Annotated in this window: 15 protein-coding genes; 12 read left to right on the top strand and 3 right to left on the bottom strand. The window is 71.1% G+C overall.

What is annotated here, in order from left to right; all coding sequences use genetic code 11:
- Positions 1-30 precede the first annotated feature (30 nt).
- Positions 31-1,167, bottom strand: coding sequence for an acyl-CoA dehydrogenase family protein (locus tag BFF76_RS24820; protein WP_053931087.1), 1,137 nt, complete (start codon positions 1,165-1,167; stop codon positions 31-33).
- A gap of 34 nt (positions 1,168-1,201) precedes the next feature.
- On the bottom strand, positions 1,202-2,866 hold the full coding sequence (locus BFF76_RS24815; RefSeq protein WP_053931177.1) for an aldehyde dehydrogenase family protein: 1,665 nt from the start codon (positions 2,864-2,866) through the stop codon (positions 1,202-1,204).
- Between the two features lie 200 nt (positions 2,867-3,066).
- On the opposite strand from BFF76_RS24815, the gene BFF76_RS24810 reads away from it, so the two are divergent.
- The 11 genes from BFF76_RS24810 (at position 3,067) to BFF76_RS24760 (ending at position 19,675) form a co-directional block, all read left to right on the top strand.
- Complete coding sequence (locus BFF76_RS24810; RefSeq protein ID WP_234316633.1) at positions 3,067-3,387, top strand: acyl carrier protein; 321 nt, start codon at positions 3,067-3,069, stop codon at positions 3,385-3,387.
- A 32-nt stretch (positions 3,388-3,419) separates the two neighbouring features.
- A complete protein-coding gene (locus BFF76_RS24805) occupies positions 3,420-9,161 on the top strand; it encodes a type I polyketide synthase (protein WP_065849092.1) in 5,742 nt (1,913 codons plus the stop codon).
- Positions 9,162-9,208: 47 nt separating this feature from the next.
- Positions 9,209-10,801, top strand: coding sequence for a fatty acid--CoA ligase (locus BFF76_RS24800; protein WP_107418485.1), 1,593 nt, complete (start codon positions 9,209-9,211; stop codon positions 10,799-10,801).
- A 40-nt stretch (positions 10,802-10,841) separates the two neighbouring features.
- Positions 10,842-11,942 (top strand): LLM class flavin-dependent oxidoreductase, encoded by a 1,101-nt coding sequence (locus BFF76_RS24795; RefSeq protein WP_079122480.1) that lies wholly within the window; start codon positions 10,842-10,844, stop codon positions 11,940-11,942.
- Positions 11,943-11,962: 20 nt separating this feature from the next.
- Complete coding sequence (locus tag BFF76_RS24790; RefSeq protein WP_031089563.1) at positions 11,963-12,730, top strand: thioesterase II family protein; 768 nt, start codon at positions 11,963-11,965, stop codon at positions 12,728-12,730.
- Between the two features lie 159 nt (positions 12,731-12,889).
- Complete coding sequence (locus BFF76_RS24785) at positions 12,890-13,837, top strand: diacylglycerol/lipid kinase family protein (RefSeq protein WP_053931089.1); 948 nt, start codon at positions 12,890-12,892, stop codon at positions 13,835-13,837.
- 109 nt (positions 13,838-13,946) lie between these two features.
- Positions 13,947-14,315, top strand: a complete 369-nt coding sequence (locus tag BFF76_RS24780) for a nuclear transport factor 2 family protein (RefSeq protein ID WP_031089568.1) — start codon at positions 13,947-13,949, stop codon at positions 14,313-14,315.
- Positions 14,316-14,415: 100 nt separating this feature from the next.
- Complete coding sequence (locus BFF76_RS24775; protein WP_107418484.1) at positions 14,416-15,978, top strand: MmgE/PrpD family protein; 1,563 nt, start codon at positions 14,416-14,418, stop codon at positions 15,976-15,978.
- A 108-nt stretch (positions 15,979-16,086) separates the two neighbouring features.
- Positions 16,087-17,292: a cytochrome P450 gene (locus tag BFF76_RS24770; protein WP_031089571.1), complete on the top strand. Its 1,206-nt coding sequence runs from the start codon at positions 16,087-16,089 to the stop codon at positions 17,290-17,292.
- A 38-nt stretch (positions 17,293-17,330) separates the two neighbouring features.
- Positions 17,331-18,797, top strand: a complete 1,467-nt coding sequence (locus tag BFF76_RS24765) for an MFS transporter (RefSeq protein WP_031089573.1) — start codon at positions 17,331-17,333, stop codon at positions 18,795-18,797.
- Between the two features lie 47 nt (positions 18,798-18,844).
- Positions 18,845-19,675, top strand: coding sequence for an alpha/beta fold hydrolase (locus tag BFF76_RS24760; RefSeq protein WP_031089575.1), 831 nt, complete (start codon positions 18,845-18,847; stop codon positions 19,673-19,675).
- A 59-nt stretch (positions 19,676-19,734) separates the two neighbouring features.
- Here the strand turns inward: BFF76_RS24760 and BFF76_RS24755 are convergent, their stop codons facing one another.
- Positions 19,735-20,382, bottom strand: a complete 648-nt coding sequence (locus tag BFF76_RS24755) for a ScbR family autoregulator-binding transcription factor (RefSeq protein ID WP_234316634.1) — start codon at positions 20,380-20,382, stop codon at positions 19,735-19,737.
- 231 nt (positions 20,383-20,613) lie between these two features.
- Between BFF76_RS24755 and BFF76_RS24750 the strand changes: the two genes are divergently transcribed.
- Positions 20,614-21,012: AfsA-related hotdog domain-containing protein (locus BFF76_RS24750; RefSeq protein WP_275935675.1), on the top strand; the 399-nt coding region annotated here is incomplete at its 3' end.

Below are 21,012 nucleotides of genomic sequence, written 5' to 3'. Positions count from 1 at the left end.
CCGATGCTCGCTGCCCGAGGGTGCGGTGACTCAGCTCAGGACCAGCGGGCCGCCGTCGAAGTAGCGCAGCAGCGGCTCGGCGGCGGCGCCGCGGCCCGGCGGGTGGAAGGCGAGGGCGTGCACGGCTGCGGCAGCCTGGCCGTGGGCGGAACCGAGGATGAAGTCCAGTCCGCCGAGCAGCTCCAGCGCCTGCGCGGCGATTTTCGGCAGCGCCTTCTGGACGGTGTAGCGGGCGACGAGGACCTGGGCGACCGACTCATCGTCCGTCTCCGGGCCGATCGCCCGCGCGACACCTTCCAGGAGCGCCAGCGCGGCGTCCATCTCGATGGCGAGGGCGGCCCGTTCCTGTACGCTGCCGCGCTCACGATCCAGCACCTGCTCGACGAGCGCGGCGGCCCCGCCCGCGTAGCCGGCGGCGATCAGCATCTCGAACCAGACGAAGCCGGCCGTCTGCAGGTCGTCGAGCCGGTGCGGGTCGTCCGCCCCGGCACGTACGACCATGTCCGCCGGCACGAACACGTCCGCCAGCCGCACCTCGTCGCTCTCCGCGCCGGCGAGCAGCTCGTTGCCCCAGAACGGGTGGACGGACAGCCCGGGAGCGTCGGCCGGCACCAGGGCGAGTGCCAGCTCGGCGGTGCCGTCCTCGTGGTGGATGGCGATGCTCGCGGTGAGCAGGCTCATCGAACGGGACAGACTGCACGGCTTCTTCGAGCCGGAGAGCAGGTATCCGCCCTCGACGGGCCGCGCCGTGACGGCGGGAGTGAGGATGTTCTGCTCGGTGCGGCCTTCGGCCCAGCCGGAGGCCATCACCTGCTGGTCGGGCACGATCCGCCGCAGCAGCTCGGTCTGCGCGGCGGTGAGCCGGCCCGCCTTGCCGGCGAGCGAGTAGAGCATCGCCGCGGTGAAGTGGTGCATGGAGACGGCCGCGACGAGCGAGGGGGACAGGGCGCCCAGCGCCAGCTGGACGCGCAGCGCGTCCAGCGGCGCCGCTCCGTGACCGCCGTACTCCTTGGGTATCAGCAGGCCGACCCCGCCGTGGATGCGGAACAGGTCGATGACGGGGCCGCCGGGCTGCTCCCGGTCGGCATAGGGGAACTGCTCGATTTCCTTGAGCAGACCTGGGTGGAATTGCTCGCAGACGGCCCGAGCAGCATCGAGGGAACGCACGGGGATACCTCCGGAAGGCCGACGGGTCGGGCGCTCAGGCGCCGAAGACCGCGTCGTAGGGGCTGATGTCGCGGGCGATGCTGACCCCTTGGACGTGCGAGGTCTTGAGCATCGGGTAGTTGGCCTCGCCGAAGGCTCCGCCGGTGCGGCCGGTGCCGCCGTGGCTGGGCAGGTAGGGCAGGAAGCCGATGTGGGAGTCGTTGACCTTCAGCAGCCCGCCGTTGACGACGCGTCGGACGAAGGTCTCGATGACGTGGTCGGAGCGCGACCACAGGGAGTTGCGCAGCCCGTAGGAGTTGGAGTTGACGAAGCGGAGGAAGGATTCCAGCAGGGCGTCGTCGTTGTCGCGTTCGGCCACCACGATCGGGATGAGCGGGAAGAACGTCTCCTCGCGCACCACGTCGAAGGTGCGGGCCCGGTCCAGGCCGTCGACCCGCAGCACGGTGGGCTGCAGGAAGACGCCCGTCTCCGAGGGTGTGCCGTCGAGCTCGGTGCGATTGCCGCCGGTCACCAGGGAGGCGCCGTTGTCCAGGGCCTGCCGCAGCAGCCGGAAGAACCGCTCGCTGCGGCGCACCGGTGACAGGAGGACGTCCTCCTCCTCCGGGAAGCCCGGCCGGATGCCCTTGACCTGCTCGCGCACCTCGGCGATCAGCGCCTCGGCGATGTCGGGATGGGCCAGCACGTAGTTGGGCACCATGCAGATCTGTCCGGAGCCGAAGAACGACTCGGTGATGGCTTCGGCGGCCCACTTGATGTCGGCGTCCTTCCACACCACGATGCCGTCGTTGCCGGCCAGCTCGAGGATCGGCTTCTTCCCGTGGGCCACGCACCGCTGCTCGAAGCGCAGGCCCTCCTGGCTGCCGCCGATGTAGAAGATGTCGTTGATCAGCGGGTCGGCGATCCAGCGGTCCATCGTCTGCTTGGGGTTGCTGCACACCGCGTTGAGCACGCCGGGGGGCGCGTCGAGCTCCTCGAGCAGCGGGGCCACGATGTCGCGCAGCAGCCACATGGTGCTCAGCGCGATGCTGCGCGGCGCCCTGACCACCACGCTGTTGCCGGCCATCAGGGCCAGCACGCACAGGGCGGCGCTGGGCAGCGGGGCGTTCTGCGGGGGGTTGAAGGCGACCACGCCGTCCGGCTGGCGCTGCAGGATCAGCTTGCGGCCCGAGTACTCCTTCTCGACCCGCATCTGCTTCATGTACCAGCGCAGGCTGCCGGGTGCGTAGATCTGCAGGAGGCAGCTCAGCTCCCACCGGGCCAGCTTCACCGGGTGCGACTCGGCGACGAGCATCTCGAGGAACTCGTCCTGGTGCTTGATCAGTTCCTCGCGGAAGCGGGTGCCCAGCCGCATCCTCCGCTCCAGCGGGACGGCCGCCCAGTCCGAGGCGGCGGCCGCGGCGGCCTGTGTGGCGAGGTCGATGGCGTCGTCGTCGGCGATGGCGCAGCGGCCCACGACGTAGGGGTGCTGGGATGCCTCGGACTCCGGGTCCTGCTCCAGGGAGCGCTTGAGGCTCACACTGGTGAACACGTCCTCCAGCAGAGACCGCCCGCTGACGGTGTAGACCCAACCGTCCCCGGCGACGTCCTTGCCGGCGATGTAGAGGTCGTAACTCTTCAATCCGGATGGTGCCTGAGCACTCTCCTCCTGCAATCCGGATGGTGCCGGAGCACTCTCCTCCTGCGCAGCTTCGCGAAGCATCATCAGCCTTTCCGAATATCGGAATGTGTCTTGTACCGGTCTTCCGGTGGGGGTCGTTCCGTGAGTGTGCGGACGATTCGGGGAATTGATGTTCGAAGCAAATCGATCGTGGCAGCCGAATCTGACTCGGCGCTGACACCGGACTGATCCAGCCACCGGGCTCACGCGCCGTCAGTGAGGTGTCAGCCGCCGCTGCTTGCATGACCGCCATGCCACCTGCCGAGATCACCGTGCCCCAGCGGCTGCGTGAATTGCCGCGAACCGAACTCGCCGACGAGATAGAGACACTCGTCGTACAGAAGTTCAAGGCTGTTCTCCTCATGGCCGAGTCGGAGGACCTCCCCGTCGACATCAGCTACTTCGACCTCGGTCTCACCTCGCTGCGGCTGACCGAGATACGACAGAGCCTGGAGCAGCTCCTCGATCTGTCCATCAACGTGAACGTGCTGTTCAACGAGCCGACGGTCAACCACCTCGTGGACCACCTGGCCGACGCCCTGTCCGCCCCGTCCATCCGCTGACCGATCAGGCCCAGGACCCAAGGAGTCGTTCCATGCCGCGTACGGAATCCGACACGGAAGAGACGAGCCGGGCGCCGGCGCAGGCGCCGGAGCCCATCGCGATCGTCGGGATCGGTCTGCGATTCCCCGGCGGCAGCAACTCGCCCGACGAGTTCGACGCCTTCCTGCGTGAAGGGCGCAGCGGAATAGGTCCCATACCGGGTGACCGGTGGGACGTGGCCGCGTTCACGCCCGAATCGCCGGAGGACAAGGGGAAGATCCACACCTCGGCGGGCGGCTTCCTCGACCGCATCGACCAGTTCGACGCCTCCTTCTTCAACATCTCGCCCAAGGAGGCCCAGTACATGGACCCCCAGCAGCGGATGCTGCTGGAGACGGCCTGGCAGGCCCTGGAGCACGCCAACATCGACCCGACACCGCTGCGCCGCGGCAACGGCGGCGTCTACATAGGCGCCAGCTCCATCGACTACTCGATGGAGCTGGACTCACTGCCGTACGAGGAGCTGGAGGGCAACCTCGCCTCCGGCATCACCATGTTCCCGCTGTCGGGCCGGCTGTCGTACTTCCTGGGCTGGCGCGGCCCGAGCATGAGCATCGACACCGCGTGCTCCTCCTCGCTGGTCGCCCTCCACCTCGCCGTACAGGGCCTGCGTGCGGGCGAGTCCGACATCGCACTGTGCGGCGGTGTCAACGCCCTGCACCACCCGCGCACCTCGGTGATGTTCTCCAACGCGCAGATGCTGTCCCCCGACGGGCAGTGCAAGACCTTCGACGAGGCCGCCGACGGCTACGCCCGTGCCGAGGGCTGCGGCGTCGTCGTACTCAAGCGCCTCAGCGACGCGACCCGGGACGGCGACACCGTTCTCGCCCTGGTGCGCGGCACGGCCGTCGGCCAGGACGGCGACAGCGCGGGCCTGACCGTGCCCAACGGCCCCGCCCAGGAGAAGGTCATCCGCGCCGCCCTCGCCGCCGGGCACCTCGCCCCCGAGGACATCCAGTACGTCGAGGCGCACGGCACCGGCACCCCGCTCGGCGACCCCATCGAGTTCGGTGCCATCGGCGACGCCTTCGCCGACTCGCACACGAAGAGCGACCCGCTGCTCGTCGGCTCGGTGAAGACCAACCTGGGCCACATGGAGCCGGCGGCCGGCATCGTCGGCGTGATCAAGTCGGTGCTCCAGATGCGGTCCGGGACCATCTACCCGCACCTCAACTTCGACACACCCTCCGGCCGCATCCCGTGGGACCTCTACCCGGTGCGCGTGCCCACCGCGTGCGAACCGTGGAAGGCCGAGGTCCGGCGCGCGGTCGTCAACAGCTTCGGCTTCGCGGGCACGATCGGCGCGGTGGTCCTGGAGGAGTCTCCGGCCCCGGCCGAGCCGGCGCCGGTGGACCCGGCCCCGCGCGGGGTCCCGATGTTCACCCTCTCCGCCAAGAGCGCCGCCGCCCTGAGTGCCCAGGCACGCAACTACCGGCAGCTGCTGGACGAGCGTCCCGACGTCGGGCTGGACGAACTCTGCTACACCGCCAACGTCTCCCGGACCCACCACCCCTACCGCGTCGCGGGCCCGGTCGCCGACCGCACGGCGCTCACGAACCTGCTGGACAAGGCCGCCGACGAGAAGCACGAGGGGCCCTCCGGCATCCGCAGGACGGCGTTCATGTTCAGCGGCCAGGGCTCGCAGTACGCGGGCATGGGAGCCGCGCTCTACGAGCGTTTCCCGGTCTTCCGCGAGCACGTCGACCTGTGCGACGAGCTGTTCGCCCCGCATCTGGGCCGCTCCGTGGCCGAACTGGTGCTCGGTACCGCTGCCGACCCGGAGGCGATCGACCGCACCGAGTACACCCAGCCCGCCCTGTTCACCCTGGAGTACGCGCTCGCCAAGCTGTGGATGTCCTGGGGCGTGCGCCCCAACGTGCTCATCGGGCACAGCATCGGGGAGGTCGTGGCCGCCGCCGTGGCCGGCCTTTTCGACCTGCCGGACGCCGTGACCCTGGTCGCCGCCCGCGCGCGGCTGATGCAGGCGGTGAGCACACCGGGCGGCATGGCCGCCGTGTCCGCGCCCGCCGAGGACGTCGAGCCCCTCCTCGCCGGCCATCCGGACCTGGCCCTCGCGGCGGTGAACGCCCCCGACCAGTGCGTGGTCTCCGGCGGCACCGCCGCCCTCGACGAGATCATCACCCTCCTCAAGGAGCGGGGCACCCGCGTCGACCGGCTGGCCGTCTCGCACGCCTTCCACTCACCCCTGATGGCCGAGGTCTACGACGCCTTCCGGGCCGCCATCGAGGGCATCACGTTCCACGAGCCGACCATCAGCCTGATCTCCAACGCCACCGGCCGGCCGGCCCGTCTCCGCGAGATCGGCACCGCCGACTACTGGGTGCGGCACATCGGCGAACCCGTGCGCTTCATGGCCGGCATCCGGGCGGTGGCCCAGCGCGGCCGCCACGCCCTGATCGAGATCGGACCGCAGGCCGCCCTCACCGCCCTCGCCCGGCGTTGCCTGACCGTCGAGGACCACGTGTGGCTGGCCAGCCTGCGCCGCCGCGACGACTCCACGGGCACCACCCTGGCCGCACTCGCCGCCTACTACGCCGCGGGCCTGACGGTCTCCTGGGCCGACTACCACGCGGACCGCGCCGCCGCCGCGAAGACCTTCCTGCCCACCTACGCCTTCCAGCGCAAGCGGTACTGGCTGCCCTCCGTCAGCGCCAGGCGCACCGGAGCGGCCGGCGGCAGGGCACGTCACCTGCTGCTCGGCACGGAGGAACGCTTCGCCTGCGGGGTGAGGGAGTTCACCGCCGAGTTCACCGCCGAGGACCTCGGCGCGCTGGCCGACCTCGGTGACGGAGAACGCACGACACTTCCGGCCGGCGCGTACATCGACCTGTTCCTCGCGCTCCAGGACGCGGTCGGGGGACACACCCGTGCCGCCATCCGCGAGCTGAAGCTGCTCGCACCACTGCACACGACCGCCGAGACCGCCACGGTCCTGACGTCCCGGTGGCGTCCGCGCGCCGGCGGCGGCGCCGACGTGCAGGTCTTCACTCTCGTCGGAGGCGAGGAGCACATCCACGCCAGCGCCACGATCGCCGCCGAACGCGAACCGGTCGTGCCGGTCTCCGAGCTGGCCGAGCTGGACGCCGGACTGACGCCCTCCGGACACCACATCGACGACGAGGACATCTACACCGACCTCGCATCCGTCGGCCGCCCGCACGGTCCGCGCATGCGCCTGCTGCTGCGCGCCTCCCGGCACCGGGACGGACTGGTCACCGGCGAGCTCACCGGCCGCGACGCCACCGCGGTCGAGCACGTGCCCGCCGAACTCCTGGAGGCAGCGGTGCAGGCCGCTGTCGTCCTGGACCCGGAGGGCCCGGTGTTCGTGCCGCGCGAGATCGCCTCCGTACGGCACTTCAGGAAGCCCCGCGGGGAGCAGCTCCGTGTCCTCGCCCGTGTCCACGGCGACCAGGACCGCCGAGTCGCCGACATCCTCCTTCTGGAGAACGGCGACCCGGTCACCGAACTCCTCGGCGTCCGGCTGGCCCGCCCCGGGGGCCGCACGGGCCGCCGCCAGTTCCTGCACCGCCCCGAGTGGGTGCGCAGGGCCCTCCCTGCGCAGACCGCCCCCGCCGGCGGCCGCCACCTGCTGCTGCTCGACCGGTCCGCCGGCCGTGCCGCCGTACCGGCCGGACAGTCCGGCATCCAGGTGACGTCGCTGCCCGACACCACCGACCTCAAGGCGGCCCTCGACGACCCCACCGTCACGGATGTCTGCCGGGTATGGCGGCAGCGGCCGGGAGCCATGTCCGCCGAGCGGATGCGGGCCGAGTGCGAGGACAACTACCGCGAACTGCTGGCCCTGGTCACCGCGATGGACGCGGCCGGACAGCCCCGGCCGCCCCGGCTGTGGCTGGTGACCGAGGGTGCCCAGGCGCTCCCCGGCGACCCGGCCGGCGACGGCGGGCACCTCGCCGCCGCGACCCTGTGGGGCTTCGGACGGGTGCTGCTCACCGAGTACCCGCAGTACCGCGCCACCCTCGTCGACCTCGCACCGGGCAGCGATCTCGAACCGCTGCTCGCGGAGTGGACCGCCGAGACCCCGGGCGAGTACCAGGTCGCCCACCGGCCCGGCAGGCGCTACGTCCGCCGGCTGCTCGCCGGCGACGCGACGCTCACCTGGAGCGGCGGCTACGAGCTGCGCGCCCCCGACTCCGGTGACCTCTCCGACCTGGCGCTGGTGCCCGCCGCGGACCGCGCGCCGGACGCCGACGAGGTGCAGGTCGAGGTCCGTGCCGTCGCCCTCACCGATGAGGACGCCCGGACCGCGCTGGACACCGGGCGCGCCGAACGGGAGGAGGAGGAGCCCCCGCCCGTGCTGGGCACCCAGGCCACCGGCACCGTGCGCGCGGTGGGCGAGGGGGCCGGGTTCACCGAGGGGGACGAGGTCCTCGTACGCCACGACGGGACCCTGCGCTCCACGCTCACCGTCCCGTCCGCGTCGGTCGTGCTCGCGCCGCACTCCGGCCCGCACGACGGGAGCCGGCACTTCCGCCTGGACGAGACGGGCGAGGCCCTGCGCACCGCCCTCACCGACCCGGCCGCCGAGGTGTGGCTGTCCCTGCCGGGCGCACACGCCGACGAGCCGGCCGCACCCCCGGCGGACACCGGGGCGGTCACCGAAGCCGCCGTCCGCCCCGACCGCACCTACATCGTCACAGGCGGACTCGGCGGTCTCGGTCTCGTGACGGCCCGCAAGCTCGTGGCCCTGGGGGCCCGGCACCTGACCCTGGTCAGCCGCAGCGGAAAGCCCACCGAGGAGGCCGCACCGGTTCTGGCGGAGCTTGCCGAGAGCGCCGAACTCGCCCTCGTACGAGCCGACGTGAGCCTTTCCCAGGACGTGCGCGCGCTGGTGGACGAGGTGGCGTCCGGACCGTACCCGGTCGGCGGCGTGGTCCACGCGGCCGGTTCCTACGACAAGAAGCTGATCGCCGAACTGACCTGGGAGTCCATCGACGCCCAGCTCGCCGCGAAGGCGTACGGCGGCTGGCTGCTGCACGAGGCCGCGCAGAGCTCCTTCCCGGAGCTGGAGTTCTTCGTGACGTACTCGTCGATCGCCTCCGTCCTCGGCGGAGCCACCCAGGGGCACTACGCGGCGGCCAGCGCCGGGCTCGACAGCCTCGCCGAGTGGCGTACCCGCCAGGGCCTGCCCGGGCTCTCCGTCAACTGGGGTGCCTGGGCCAGGGTCGGCATGTCCGCCCGGCTGGAGGAGCACCTCAGCCGCGAGATCGAACGCAGCGGCGTCCGCTTCTTCTCACCGGCGCGGGCCCTGGACACCCTGGCCAGGCTGTGGGGCGGCCGCCCGCGCACCCAGCGGGTGGTGGGCGAGTTCGACTGGGACCGCTATGTGGCCGGCAGCGCCACCGGTGACCAGTTCTACGACCGCCTCGCCCGGCAGGACGGCGCCGCCGACGACGGTTTCGACGCCGCCTCGCTCGGTGCCATGCCCGCACCGGAGCGCAGGGCCCTGATCACCCAGGTGGTCCGGGAGAAGGTCGTCGCCGTCCTGCAGATGGAGGCCGACGACGAGCTGGACGAGTCGACCGAGTTCGTCTCGCTCGGCCTGGACTCACTGATGGCGCAGAACGTCAAGTCCGGTCTCGAGCAGGTGTTCCGGCTGCCGCTGGCCGCCTCGATCACCTTCGACCACCCGACGGTACGGCAGCTCGCCGACTTCCTCGACGGGCAACTGTGCCCGGTCCCCACGGCATGACCCCGCACGACTCGTCCCGGACGAACGGGGAGGACCCCATGACCACCATGACCATCGCGGACAACGTGAGTTGGACGCTCAACCACACCTCCCGCGCCCACGCCGGCAGCCGCCCGCACCATGCGGCGATCGTCTGCGAGGGCCGGATCACCACCTACGCGAAGCTGCACCGAGAGAGCAACCGTGCCGCACACGCCCTGCGCACAAGCGGCGTACGGCGCGGCGACCGGGTCGCCTATCTGGGGCGCGAGTCGGAGAACTACTACCTGGTGATCCTCGCCTGCGCCAAGATCGGCGCGGTTCTGGTCCCGGTCAACTGGCGACTCACCCCGGACGAGGTCGACCACATCCTGCGCGACTCGGGCGCCGTCCTGGTCTTCGTCGACGACGAGTTCTGGGACACCGCCGCCAAGGTCCGCCCCCACCTGCCCGAGTTCCACACGATGATCCGTATCGACGGGACCGACACCGACGGGGAACCGGCCCGCGGTGCCGGGCTGCCCGCCTGGTACGCGAGCCGGCCGGACACCGAACTGGAGTCCGGCACCGGGCCCGACGACCCGGTCGTGCAGATCTACACCAGCGGTACCACCGGGCTGCCCAAGGGGGCAGTGCTCGCCCACCGCAGCTTCTTCACCCTGCCGCGGGCGATGCGTGAACACGGTGCCGCCTGGATCGACTGGCTGCCCGAGGACGTCGCCCTGATCTCGCTGCCGGGCTTCGGCATCGCGGGCATCGGCTGGTTCATGCACACGTTCAACGCCGGCGGCACCAGCGTGATCATGCCCCAGTTCGACCCGCAGGAGGCGGTGCGGCTGATCCGTACCCACCGGGTCACCACCACCTTCGCCGCGCCGGCCATGCTCCAGATGATGGCGGGCGAACGGACCGCGGGTCCGGACGCGTTCGTCTCCCTGCGCAAGGTCTGCTACGGGGCCGCCCCGATGTCCGAGACGCTGCTGAAGCAGTGCCTTGAGACGTTCGACTGCGAATTCGCCCAGATCTACGCCAGCACCGAGACCGGCAGCGTGGCGGTGTGCCTGCCTCCCGAGGACCACTACCCGGGCAGCGCGGTCCTGGAGTCCGTCGGCAGGCCCTGCCCCGGCAACGAGGTGAAAGTGGTAGGCCCGGACGGCGTCCGGCTGCCGCCCGGCGCCATCGGCCAGATCTGCGTACGGGCGCCCTCCCGGATGCTCGGCTACTGGAACCTTCCGGAAGCCACCGGCCGCACCCTGGTGGGGGAGTGGCTGCACATGGGCGACGCCGGCTACCTCGACGAGGACGGCTATCTCTACCTCTGCGACCGCATGAACGACACCATCATCGTCGCCGGGCAGAACATCTACCCGGCCGAGGTCGAGAAGGCGCTCGCCGCACACCCTGCCGTCGCGGACTCCGCGGTCGTCGGGCTGCCCGACCCGCGCTGGGGCGAGGCGGTGCACGCCGCCGTGGTCCTGCGCCCCGGCACCACCGCGACCCCCCGGGAGCTGCTGCTGTCCCTGCGGGGCCACCTCGCCGACTACAAGATCCCCGGTGCTTACCACATCGTCGACAGCCTGCCCCGCAACCCGTCGGGCAAGATCCTGCGCCGCGCCGTGCGGCAGCAGCTCACCGCCCCGGCACGCGACCCGCTGATCTGAACCAGAAGTGACGGCAGAACGAAGAGAGGAAGCGGCACGCATGGACGCCGAACGGCCCGGCCCTGTCCCGGAAGGGGCGCGGGCACCCGCGCGACAAGCATCCGACGACGCACGATCCCACCAACCTCCGCAGGCCCCGGGCGGATCCCTGCGCATCGGCATCCTGCTCCCGACCAGGGAGCAGGCCATCAACGGCACCTACGCGGCGGCCCCCCTCCTGGACTTCGCCCGCCAGGCGGAGAACCTGGGCTTCGACTCCCTGTGGGCCGGCGACTCCCTGACGGCCCACAGGGAGTCGACGCCCCTCGTGGTGCTCTCCGCCGCCGCGGCCGCCACCGAACGGATCACCGTCGGCACCGCCGCCCTCACCCCCGCCCTGCGTCACCCGCTGATCGGCGCCAACATGGTGGCGAGTCTCGGCCACGTCGCGCGGGACCGCCTGGTCCTCGGCCTCGGCTCCGGATTCCCGATGCCCGAGACGGAGGAGGAGTTCGCCTCGGTCGGAGCCTCCTTCACGGGGCGCGTCGGCCGCCTCGACGAGATCGCCGACCTCTGGCGCACCGCCTGGTCCGCGGGCGAGCCGGGCCGGCCCACCGGCTTTCAGGGAAAGTACTGGCAGGCCGACCGGCTGGACCGGCTGCCGAGCCCCGCCACCCCCGGCGGCCCGCCGCTCTGGCTGGCGGGCAGCGACACCCCGAAGGTGCTCGCCCGCGCGGCCACCCGCTACGACGGCTGGCTGCCCTTCCTGCCGGACGTCGACGCGTACGGCAGGGCCTGCCGGCGGATCGCCGAACTCGCCGGCGAAGCGGGCCGCGGACCCGGCGCTGTGACCCCCGCGCTGTACGCGACGGTCACCGTCAACAGCGACTCCACCGCCGCCAGGGCCGAGCTGGAGCACTACATCAGCCACTACTACGGGCGCTCCCTGGAACAGATGTCGGCCATCCAGGCCTACGGCTGGGGCAGTGCCGAGCAGTGTGCCGAATGGCTCGGCGGCTACGTCCGCGCCGGCGCCCGGCACCTCGTTCTGCGGATCGGATCGCTCGACCCACAGACGCAGCTGAAGGAAGTCGCCGAGGTGCTGCTCCCCGCAGTACGCGAGATCGGCCGGACCCTCACCGATGGAGGAACGAAATCGTGACCAGTGCCATAGGCGCGGAGATGTCCCGTACAGGCCAGTGGTTCCATCCCGTCGAGCCGTCCCCGGACGCGTCCGTACGGCTCTTCATGCTGCCGCACGCGGGCAGTGGCGCCATCATCTACCGCGACTGGGAGAAGCTGCTCCCGGCCGACATCGCCTCCCAGGCGGTGACCCTGCCCGGCCGTCACAACCGCCGTGAGGAGGGCACGTACGAGGACTGGGACCTGCTGCTCGACGCGCTCCACGAAGCAGTGCTCGACGACCTCGACGACCGGCCCTTCGCCTTCTTCGGACACTGCCTCGGCGCACAGCTGGCCTTCCGGCTGACGATCCGGATGGAGGAGGAGGGGGGCCCTTCCCCCGTCATGATCGGCATGTCCGGCTGGTCGCCGGTGGGCTGGAACTCACCCACCGTGGAGCAGAGCCGGATGCCGGATCCCGAACTGGTCGAGTGGATCAAGCATCTGGGGTCCTTCCCCGCCGAGATCTACGACAACCCGGCGATGCTCGCCCTGGTCGTCCCGGCCCTGCGCGCCGACCTCAGGGTCGCCGCACAGTACGTGGACGACAACGCGGGGGTCCGCTGCGCGCTGGCCTCCTACGGGGGCCGCTCTGACCCTCTCCAGGAGGACCCGGACGCCATGAAGCACTGGGCGGAGCGCAGCAAGGCATACCTCGGCCACAGCGAGTACCCGGGCGGCCACTTCTACATCGACGCCCACGCACAGGGCGTCACGATGCACTTCGCCCAGCGGTTGCAGCGGGTCGTCGCCTCGGCCGCGCGCTGAGCGCATTCCACGCCCGCCGGCGGCCGGGTTCCGGGCGTCAGCAGCACGTCAGAGCCGTGTCAGCACCTCTTGGCACAGTGGTGGAGGCCGTGCCCGACAGCCGTCCGGGCCCGGTCACGCCACCGCCGAAGCCACCCACGATCCCGAGGAGTACGCCCGATGGCAGACAACGCCGCAGCTCCGGGCCCGACCCGGGCCCTGGTCCTGGCCAACCCCGCATCCGGCAGTCACAGCCCCCAACTGGTCAGTGAAGTGGCCGAGTTGTGCGCCAGTAGCCTGGAGCACGTCGAGGTCCACGCCACGACGGCGCCGGGGGACGCCACCGTCACCGTGCGCCGTGCCCTGGAAGGCCCCGGCCGTGCACCCGACCTGGTGGTCGTGATCGGAGGGGACGGCACCGTCCGCGAGGTGGTGCAGGGCCTGGCCTTCGCACCCGGCGCCGCGCTCGCCGTGGTGCCCGGCGGCACCGGGAACTCCGGTTACAAGATGCTGTGGGGCGAGCGCCCCTGGACCGAGTCCCTCAAGGCGGTCCTCACCGACTCGGGCGCCGGCGGCAGCGCCCGGCTGCGGCGGCTGGACCTGGCCCGCCTCACCGAGACCCGGCAGTGCGTCTACCTGGGCGCCTGCTCCGGTGTGATAGCCGACGCGCTGATCAGGGCGCGGGACATTCCCTTGACGGGCAGGGACCTGTACACCAAGGCGTTCGCCGACACCGCGGCCGCGTACGTCCCGTACCCGGGCCGTGTCACCGTCGACGGCCGCGTGGTGCACGAGGGCCCGACCGTCCTCGCCAACGTCGGCGGCGGCCGCTACCGGGGCGGGCGCTACCTCGTCCTGCCCGACTCGCTCCTCGACGACGGACTGCTCGACGTCTGCGTCATCGGGGGCGGCGTGCCCGCCGCCGACGTACCCGAACTCACCAGGACAGCGGCCCACATGGGGCTCCCGGACACCGTCTACGCCCGCGGCCGCACCATCACCGTGGAACGCACCGACGGTCACCGGCTGCCGCTGGAACACGACGGTGAGTACCAGCACGGCATCGGCCCGTCGGCGACCTTCGAGGTCATGCCCGGTGCCCTGGCCGTGTGGGCTCCCGCGACCTGACGGCCCTGACCTCCCCGGGCCTCCCGGGACCTCAAGACCCCCCGCCTGGCCGGCGCACCTGACGGCCAGGCAGTCACCGCAATCGCGACACAAGGAGAAGGAGACCGCCATGAGCGACCTCACCAACACCGTCACCCAGTACCTCGCCCTGTGGAACGAGACGGACGCCGACAAGCGTGCGGCGGGCATCGCCGAGCTCTTCGCGCCGGGCGCCCCGTACATCGACCCGCTCGCCGCCGTCGAGGGACACGAGGGCTTCGGGGCCGTTGTCGCCGGTGCCCAGGACCAGTTCAAGGGACTCTCCTTCGAGCTGCACGGAGCGGTGGACACCCACCACAACATCGCCCGCTTCCAGTGGGGCCTGGTGACCGAGGCGGGCGCCGAGCCCGTCGCGATCGGCTTCGACGTCCTCGTCACCGGTGACGACGGCCGAATCAACGGCGTCTACGGGTTCCTGGACAAGGTCCCCGGCGCCTGATCCCGCACGAGTGGCGGGCGGGGGCACCGGGAGCAAGTGCCGGTGCCCCCGCCCCCCGTGTCCCATCCGCGTCCCTCCCGTAGAGAAGGTATGTCGCGCCATGACGGCTGCTGTACTCAGCGAAAGCGTGGCCAGGGCCCTGTGCGAACAGTGGGAGAGCCAGGCGCGGTCCACCACCCGCTCCCGCCCGCCCGCGGACACACCGCTGCGGGAACTGTCCCACTGGGCCGCGAACCTGCGTCCCGAACACATCCCCTGCCGTGTCCTCAAGCTCGCGGCCAGCCAGGTGCTGTCCCAGATAGCCTCGATCCGGGCCGGCCTCGAACACCCGCTGGGGCGACGCCTGGTGGCGGCCTTCGGCCACCCCATGCAGCGCGACCCGCGCACTGCGGCGAGCGTCTTCGCCGCCCTCGGCTCCTGGCTCAACCTCGACGACACCGCCTACGCCGGCCACCTGTCCAACTCCACCGTCGCCGTGCCCCTGGCCTTCGCGTACGCCCGCCAGCTCGACGGGCTCTCCCTGCTGACCGCGGTGGTCGCGGCCAACGAGTGCGCGGCCCGCATCACCGCCTCCGCCACCCTCGGCCCGCTGCGCGGACAGAGCGCCGTGCACACCCACCTGGCCGGTGCGGTGGCCGGCCGGCTGCACTGCGACCGGGCCACGGCGGACCAGTGGGAGAACGCCTTCGGGCTCGCGTTCGCCATGCCCAACTGGCCGCTGATGCGCGCCTTCCTGGCCAGCGACGCACGTCTGTTCAACACCTTCACGCCGGTACGCACCGCGATGGACGCGTGCGACGCGGCCGCCGCCGGACTGCGCGGCGCACCCGACATCATCGAGCACCAGGACGGCTTCCTCGCCCGGTTCGCGACGGTTCCGCTGCCCCAGGCGGTGGCGAAGGGGCTCGGCCGCCGCTGGCACACCGAGACCCTCTCCTTCAAGATGCACCCCGGCGGCCCCGGCATCGACGCGGCCGTGGACTGCGCCGCCGAGATCCACCGCGAACTCGGCCCGCTGCGCCCGGAGGACGTGCGGGAGATCGTCGTGGAGGCGTCCCTGTACACGCTGTTCGCGGGGGAGCGCGCGGCCCAGTACGTCGACGGCCCCCGCTCCCCGCTGGGCGCGCTCGTCCTCGACGTTCCCTACCCGGTCGCCACCACCCTGCTGACCGGCGAGTTCTCCGTGGACGACTTCTCCGCACCGCAGCTGGACGACCCCGTGCGCTGGTCGCTGGCCCGCCGGGTGCGGCTGGAGCACGACACGGCGATGACCCGTGAACTCTTCCTGTCCGACGCACCGTTCGGCGAGGCGGTGCGCGAGGCGGGACCGCTGGCCACCCCGTGGCTGCGCGGCTTCGGCGGTGACGAGCTCGTCGACCTCGTGGGTGGCCTGGAGGCCGGCGGCCGGGACTTCTCCCGCTCCACCAAGGCCACCGGCGCCCGGGTCGTCGTACGGCTGGCGGACGGCCGGACCATCTCCCGTACGCGTCTGATCCCGCTCGGTGCCGCGGGCCCGGACACCCGCTCCCGGCACTCCCAGATGGTCCAGGAGAAGTTCCTGTCCGTGGGCGGGCCGCGCCGGGTGGCCGACACCGTGGAGCGGTTGCACCGCATGCGCAAGGGCGGCGTGCGCCGGTGGATAGAGGCCGCCTTTCTCGACTGAACGGAGGGGCACGCAGGGCGGAGGCGGAACCTCCGCGTCAGGTACACGTCAGGGCGGCAAGGAAGAGTAGGTGAGGAAGTGCAACCGACTCGCAGAGGGGTTCCTCCCATGTCGCTCGACGCTCAGACGCGTGTGCTGGACTGGCCGTTCGCCCGGACCGAGAACGGTGAGCCCCCGCCGATCCTGGACGAGCTGCGCAAGGCGCCGCCCTGCGCCGTACGCATCCCGGCGGGCGCGGCCGAGTCGCGGCTGGCCTGGCTGGTGACCCGGTACGCCGACGTGCGCCAGGCCCTGTCCGACCCCCGGCTCAGCGCCGACGAGCGGCTGCCCGGAGCGCCGGTGCGCATCCAGCTGCCGCCGGGCAGCAACCCGAGCTCGTTCCTGCGCCTGGACGACCCCGAACACGCCCGGCTGCGCGGGCTGATCCAGACCGAGTTCACCATGCGCAGGGTGCGCGGGCTCAAGGAGCCGGTGCAGCGGCTCATCGACGACCTCCTCGACCGGTTCGAGGATCTGGAGAAGCCGGCGGACCTGCACGCGGCGTTCTCGCGGACCCTGCCGACGCTGGTCATCGCCCGGCTGCTCGGCGTCCCGGACGAGGACTCCCCGTTCTTCGTCGAGAAGACCCGGGTGACCATCTCCCAGGAGGACCCGGCGGCGGCGTACGCCGCGTTCGTGGAGATGTCCGACTACCTCGCCGAGCTGGCCCGCAGGAAGACGAAGCGGCCCGAGGACGACCTGATCAGCCGGCTGGCCGTGCACCACGCGAGCGGCGAGATCACGATGGACGAACTCGTCGGCATCGCCAGGCTGGTGCTGGTCGCGGGCCATGAGACGACGACCAACCAGATAGCCCTCAACATCCTGGGGCTGCTGCAGGACGACAGCCTGTTCGCCAAGGTGGCCGCCGACGACGGCGCCCTCATCCCGGGTTACGTCGAGGAGTCGATGCGCTACTGGTCGATCTCGCAGGACGCGATGCTCCGACAGGCCCTCGAGGACCTCGACCTCGGAGGGGTGCCGGTCGCCAAGGGGGACGCGGTGGTCATCTCCGTTCCTGCGGGCAACCACGACGAGTCGGTGTTCGCATGCCCGCGCACCATCGACCTGGACCGGGACACAGGCGGCCACCTCCAGTGGGGTTACGGCCCGCACTACTGTCAGGGCGCCCCGCTCGCGCGGATGGAGATGGAACTCTCGCTGCGCACCCTGCTGCGGCGCTTCCCCACCCTCCGGCTGGCGGCCGAGCCGAGCTCGGTCTTCCGCCGCGGCACCGTCTTCCACGGGGTGACGGGTCTCCCCGTGACCTGGTGACCGAGAAACACGAAACACAACACAGGAGAGCAGTCGGAATGACCTCTGAAGCAAGCCCGGACCTCATCGTCGACGAGGGTGGACCAGCCGCTCCGGCACCGGCCGCCGCCCCCTCGGCCGGTGCCCTCGTGGTGGTGCTGGTGGGCACCTTCATCACCGTTCTCGACTTCTTCATCGCGAACGTGGCTGTCCCGGCCATCCGGACGGACCTGCAGGCCACTGCCGCCCAGGCCCAGCTGATCGTCGTCGGCTACGGGGTCGCCTTCACGGCGGGCCTCATCACCGGCGGCCGACTCGGTGACATGTACGGCCGCCGGAAGATGTTCTTCATCGGCATGACGCTGTTCATGCTCGCGTCGGCGGCCTGCGCCTTCGCGCCGACGATCAACGCCCTGGTGGTCGCCCGCATCGCCCAGGGCGCGAGCGCCGCTCTGATGGTCCCCCAGGTCCTCGGCATCATCGGCACGGTCTACACCGGTGCCGCTCGCGACCGGGCCTTCAACACCTACGGTCTGATCATCGGACTGGCGGGCGTCTTCGGCCAGTTCATCGGCGGGGCCCTCATCAGCGTCGACGTGGCGGGTCTGAGCTGGCGGACCATCTTCCTGATCAACGTCCCGCTGTGCCTGGTCTCGCTGGCCTTCGTCAAGCGCACGATTCCCGAGTCGCGCGGCACCGGCGGGACCCGACTCGACCTGACCGGCGCACTGCTGGTCACCGGATCACTGGCGCTCGTCGTGTTCGCGCTCCTGGAGGGGCAGGAGAGGGACTGGCCGGTGTGGGTCTGGGGGTGCCTGGCCGGGGCCGCCGTCCTGGTCACGGTGACCGTCCGGCATCTGCGCCGGCGGGCAGCGGCCAACGCGGGGCCGCTGATCGAGCCCGCGCTGTTCCGGGTCCGGCTCTTCACGGTCGGCCTGGCCGCCACGGTCGTCTACTTCCTCGCGATGGGCTCGTTCTTCTTCGTCCTGGCCCTCTACCTCCAGCAGGGCATGGGTCTGTCGCCGCTGGAGTCCGGTCTCGTGTTCCTCGCGGTGGGCGCCGGCTACTTCGGTGCCTCGCTGGTGTCGGCGCGGTTCGCGGGCAAGCTGTCCGCCCGGACGGTGGCCTGCGGTCCGCTGACCCTCGCGGTCGGCTACACCGCGATCGGCTTCACGGCGAACGGGCTCGGTCCGGACGGGAGCGTGCTCTGGCTGCTGCCGATGCTGCTCGTCGCCGGACTCGGCATGGGCCTGACCACCGGACCGCTGACCAACCTGGTGCTGGGTGCCGCCGTACCCGAGCACGCCGGGTCCGCGTCGGGGCTGCTGAACACCGCCCAGGAGGGCGGGGCGGCCATCGGTGTGGCGATCGCCGGATCGGTCTTCTTCCCGGCGCTCGCCCATGCGGGCCGCTCCGCCGACGCCTATCCGGACGCCTTCGCGATCACGCTCGTCCCGCTCGTCGCCCTCGGCCTCGCCGCCGCGGCCCTGGTGCTGTTCGCACCCGGGCGCGCCGCGCGCGGCTGACGCGTCCCACCCGCCACCAGAGGCTCAACCAGAGGAAGGAAACGCCCATGCCGTACGTCACGACCAGGGACGATACCCGGCTCCACTACAAGGACTGGGGTGCCGGGCGCCCTGTCATCCTGCTGGGCACCGCCATGATGGACTCCCGCATGTGGGAGTTCCAGGCGTCCTTCCTCGCCGAGCGGGGACTGCGCTGCATCACCTACGACAGGCGTGGCTGCGGGCGTTCGGACGCCCCCTGGGACGGCTACGACTACGACACCCTCGCAGCCGACCTCGCCGACCTCATCGACCATCTCGACCTGCGGGACGCGGTGCTGGTGGGGTACGCGGTCGGCGGTGGCGAGGCCGTGCGCTACCTGTCCCGGTACGGCGCCGGCCGGGTGGCGAAGCTGGCACTGGTCGCCTCCACGACGCCGTTCCTGCTGCGGACCGAGGACAACGCGGACGGGCTCGACATCGCTCTCTTCGAGGAGATGGCCGAGGCCATCCGGCGGGACAGGGCGCAGTGGCTGAGCGACTGCACCGTCCCGTTCTTCGGCGGCCCGAACGCGGATCCGGCGGGTCTGCCGGTCTCGTCCGAACTCGCGCGATGGCTGGTGGGCACCGGCCTGGAGGCCTCGCCGCGGGCCGGGACCGAGATCTACCGGACCCTGTTCACCACCGACCAGCGCGCGGAGACCGCCGCGGTCACCGTGCCCACGCTCGTCATCCACGGCACCGAGGACCTCGCGGCGCCCTACGCCCTCTGCGGGCCGCGGACGGCGGAACTCATCGACGGCAGCCGGTTCATACCGTACGAGGGTGCCCCGCACGGCTTGTTCGCCACCCATGCCGAGCGGCTCAACGAGGATCTGCTGGCCTTCGTCAAGGAGTGACGGCCGCGCCCGTCCTGCGCCGGACTGCCCGGACCCCCAGGGTCCGGGCAGTCCGGCGTTCAGCGCAACGGCACGAAGGCATCGATGATCTCCTCCACGCGCTCCACGACGTCCTCGCGGTTGTTGAGCACCCAGGACATGTGCTGGGCGCCGAACACGGCGGCGCCGAGCGCCCGGGCCATGGCCTCCGGATTGGTGTCCTCGGGAAGACTTCCCGCCTTGCGGCACTTCTCCAGCAGCTCGGTCAGCACGTCCAGCGTTCCCACGTACGGCACCGGCAGCTCGGCCTTGATGTAGGGCCGCTCGATCTGCAGACGGGCCCCGGCGTGGATGAAGATGTCCTTGTGGAAGGCCCGGGCGAGTCGTCTCACGACTTCCACGAAGGTCGAGGGTGATGCCGGATCACCGTGTTCCAGAGCGCCGTTGACGGCCTCCTGCATGCGCCGGTAGAACTCCTCCAGCACTGCGACGGCGAGCGCCTCCTTGTTGGGGAAGTGGAAGTAGACGGCTCCCTTGGTCAGGTCGGCACCGTCGGCGATGGCCTTGATGGTGACCTGGGGAAAGCCCTCGGTGGCGAACGCCGCCGCGGCGGCGTTGAGGATCGTTCCGCGGGTGCGGATCGCGCGCTCCTGCTTGAGGTGCGAAGTGTCGTCGAAGGAGGTGCCCGCGGTGAGGCGGGCCCTTGGTTCATTGCGCTCGTTACTCATGACGTCCATATCGTGCTGCGCCGGTGACTAGCTTCTGACCGTCCCCAACCCCCTTGCTGTCGCGAGCAGTTGACCCATGGAAGCGCACTGTGGTGAGCCTTGCAATATACCTTCGCGCAGGTATATTAATGACGCGCAGAGAGAAGCTTCGCACGTCTGTTCGCTCGCAGGGTTACTCCAGCCGAGAGGCGAGGTATTCAGATGTCTGTCGTACTCGATGATTCTAGGATCATGCAGGCGCCATCAATAGGTGCCGAGGTCGAAGTACTCAGTTTCCTCCAGCCCGTCACACGCGAACTGGTGCATCGCAGTTCCATCGCCGAGGTGTTCGTCACCGGCGGTGTCCGTACCGGTACGGACACGTTCTCGGTGGGGGCGCAGTGGCCGCGCGATCACGCGCTGTACCACCCGGACGAGAACGGACTGAACGATCCGCTGCTGTTCGCGGAGACACTGCGCCAGGCCTACTTCTACGGGGCTCACACGTACTTCGGTGTGCCTCTCGGATCCCGCTTCATCGGCCAGGACGTGAGCTTCGACATCACGGACCCGGCCGCGCTCCGCGTCGGAGGCGCACCACTGGCCGTGGTCCTGCACGGGACGTGGACCGAGGAGCGGGACCGGCGGGGG

Source organism: Streptomyces mutomycini, from assembly GCF_001700505.1.
In the GTDB taxonomy this organism is placed as follows: domain Bacteria; phylum Actinomycetota; class Actinomycetes; order Streptomycetales; family Streptomycetaceae; genus Streptomyces; species Streptomyces mutomycini.
This window is presented reverse-complemented; position numbering and strand designations above follow the sequence as displayed.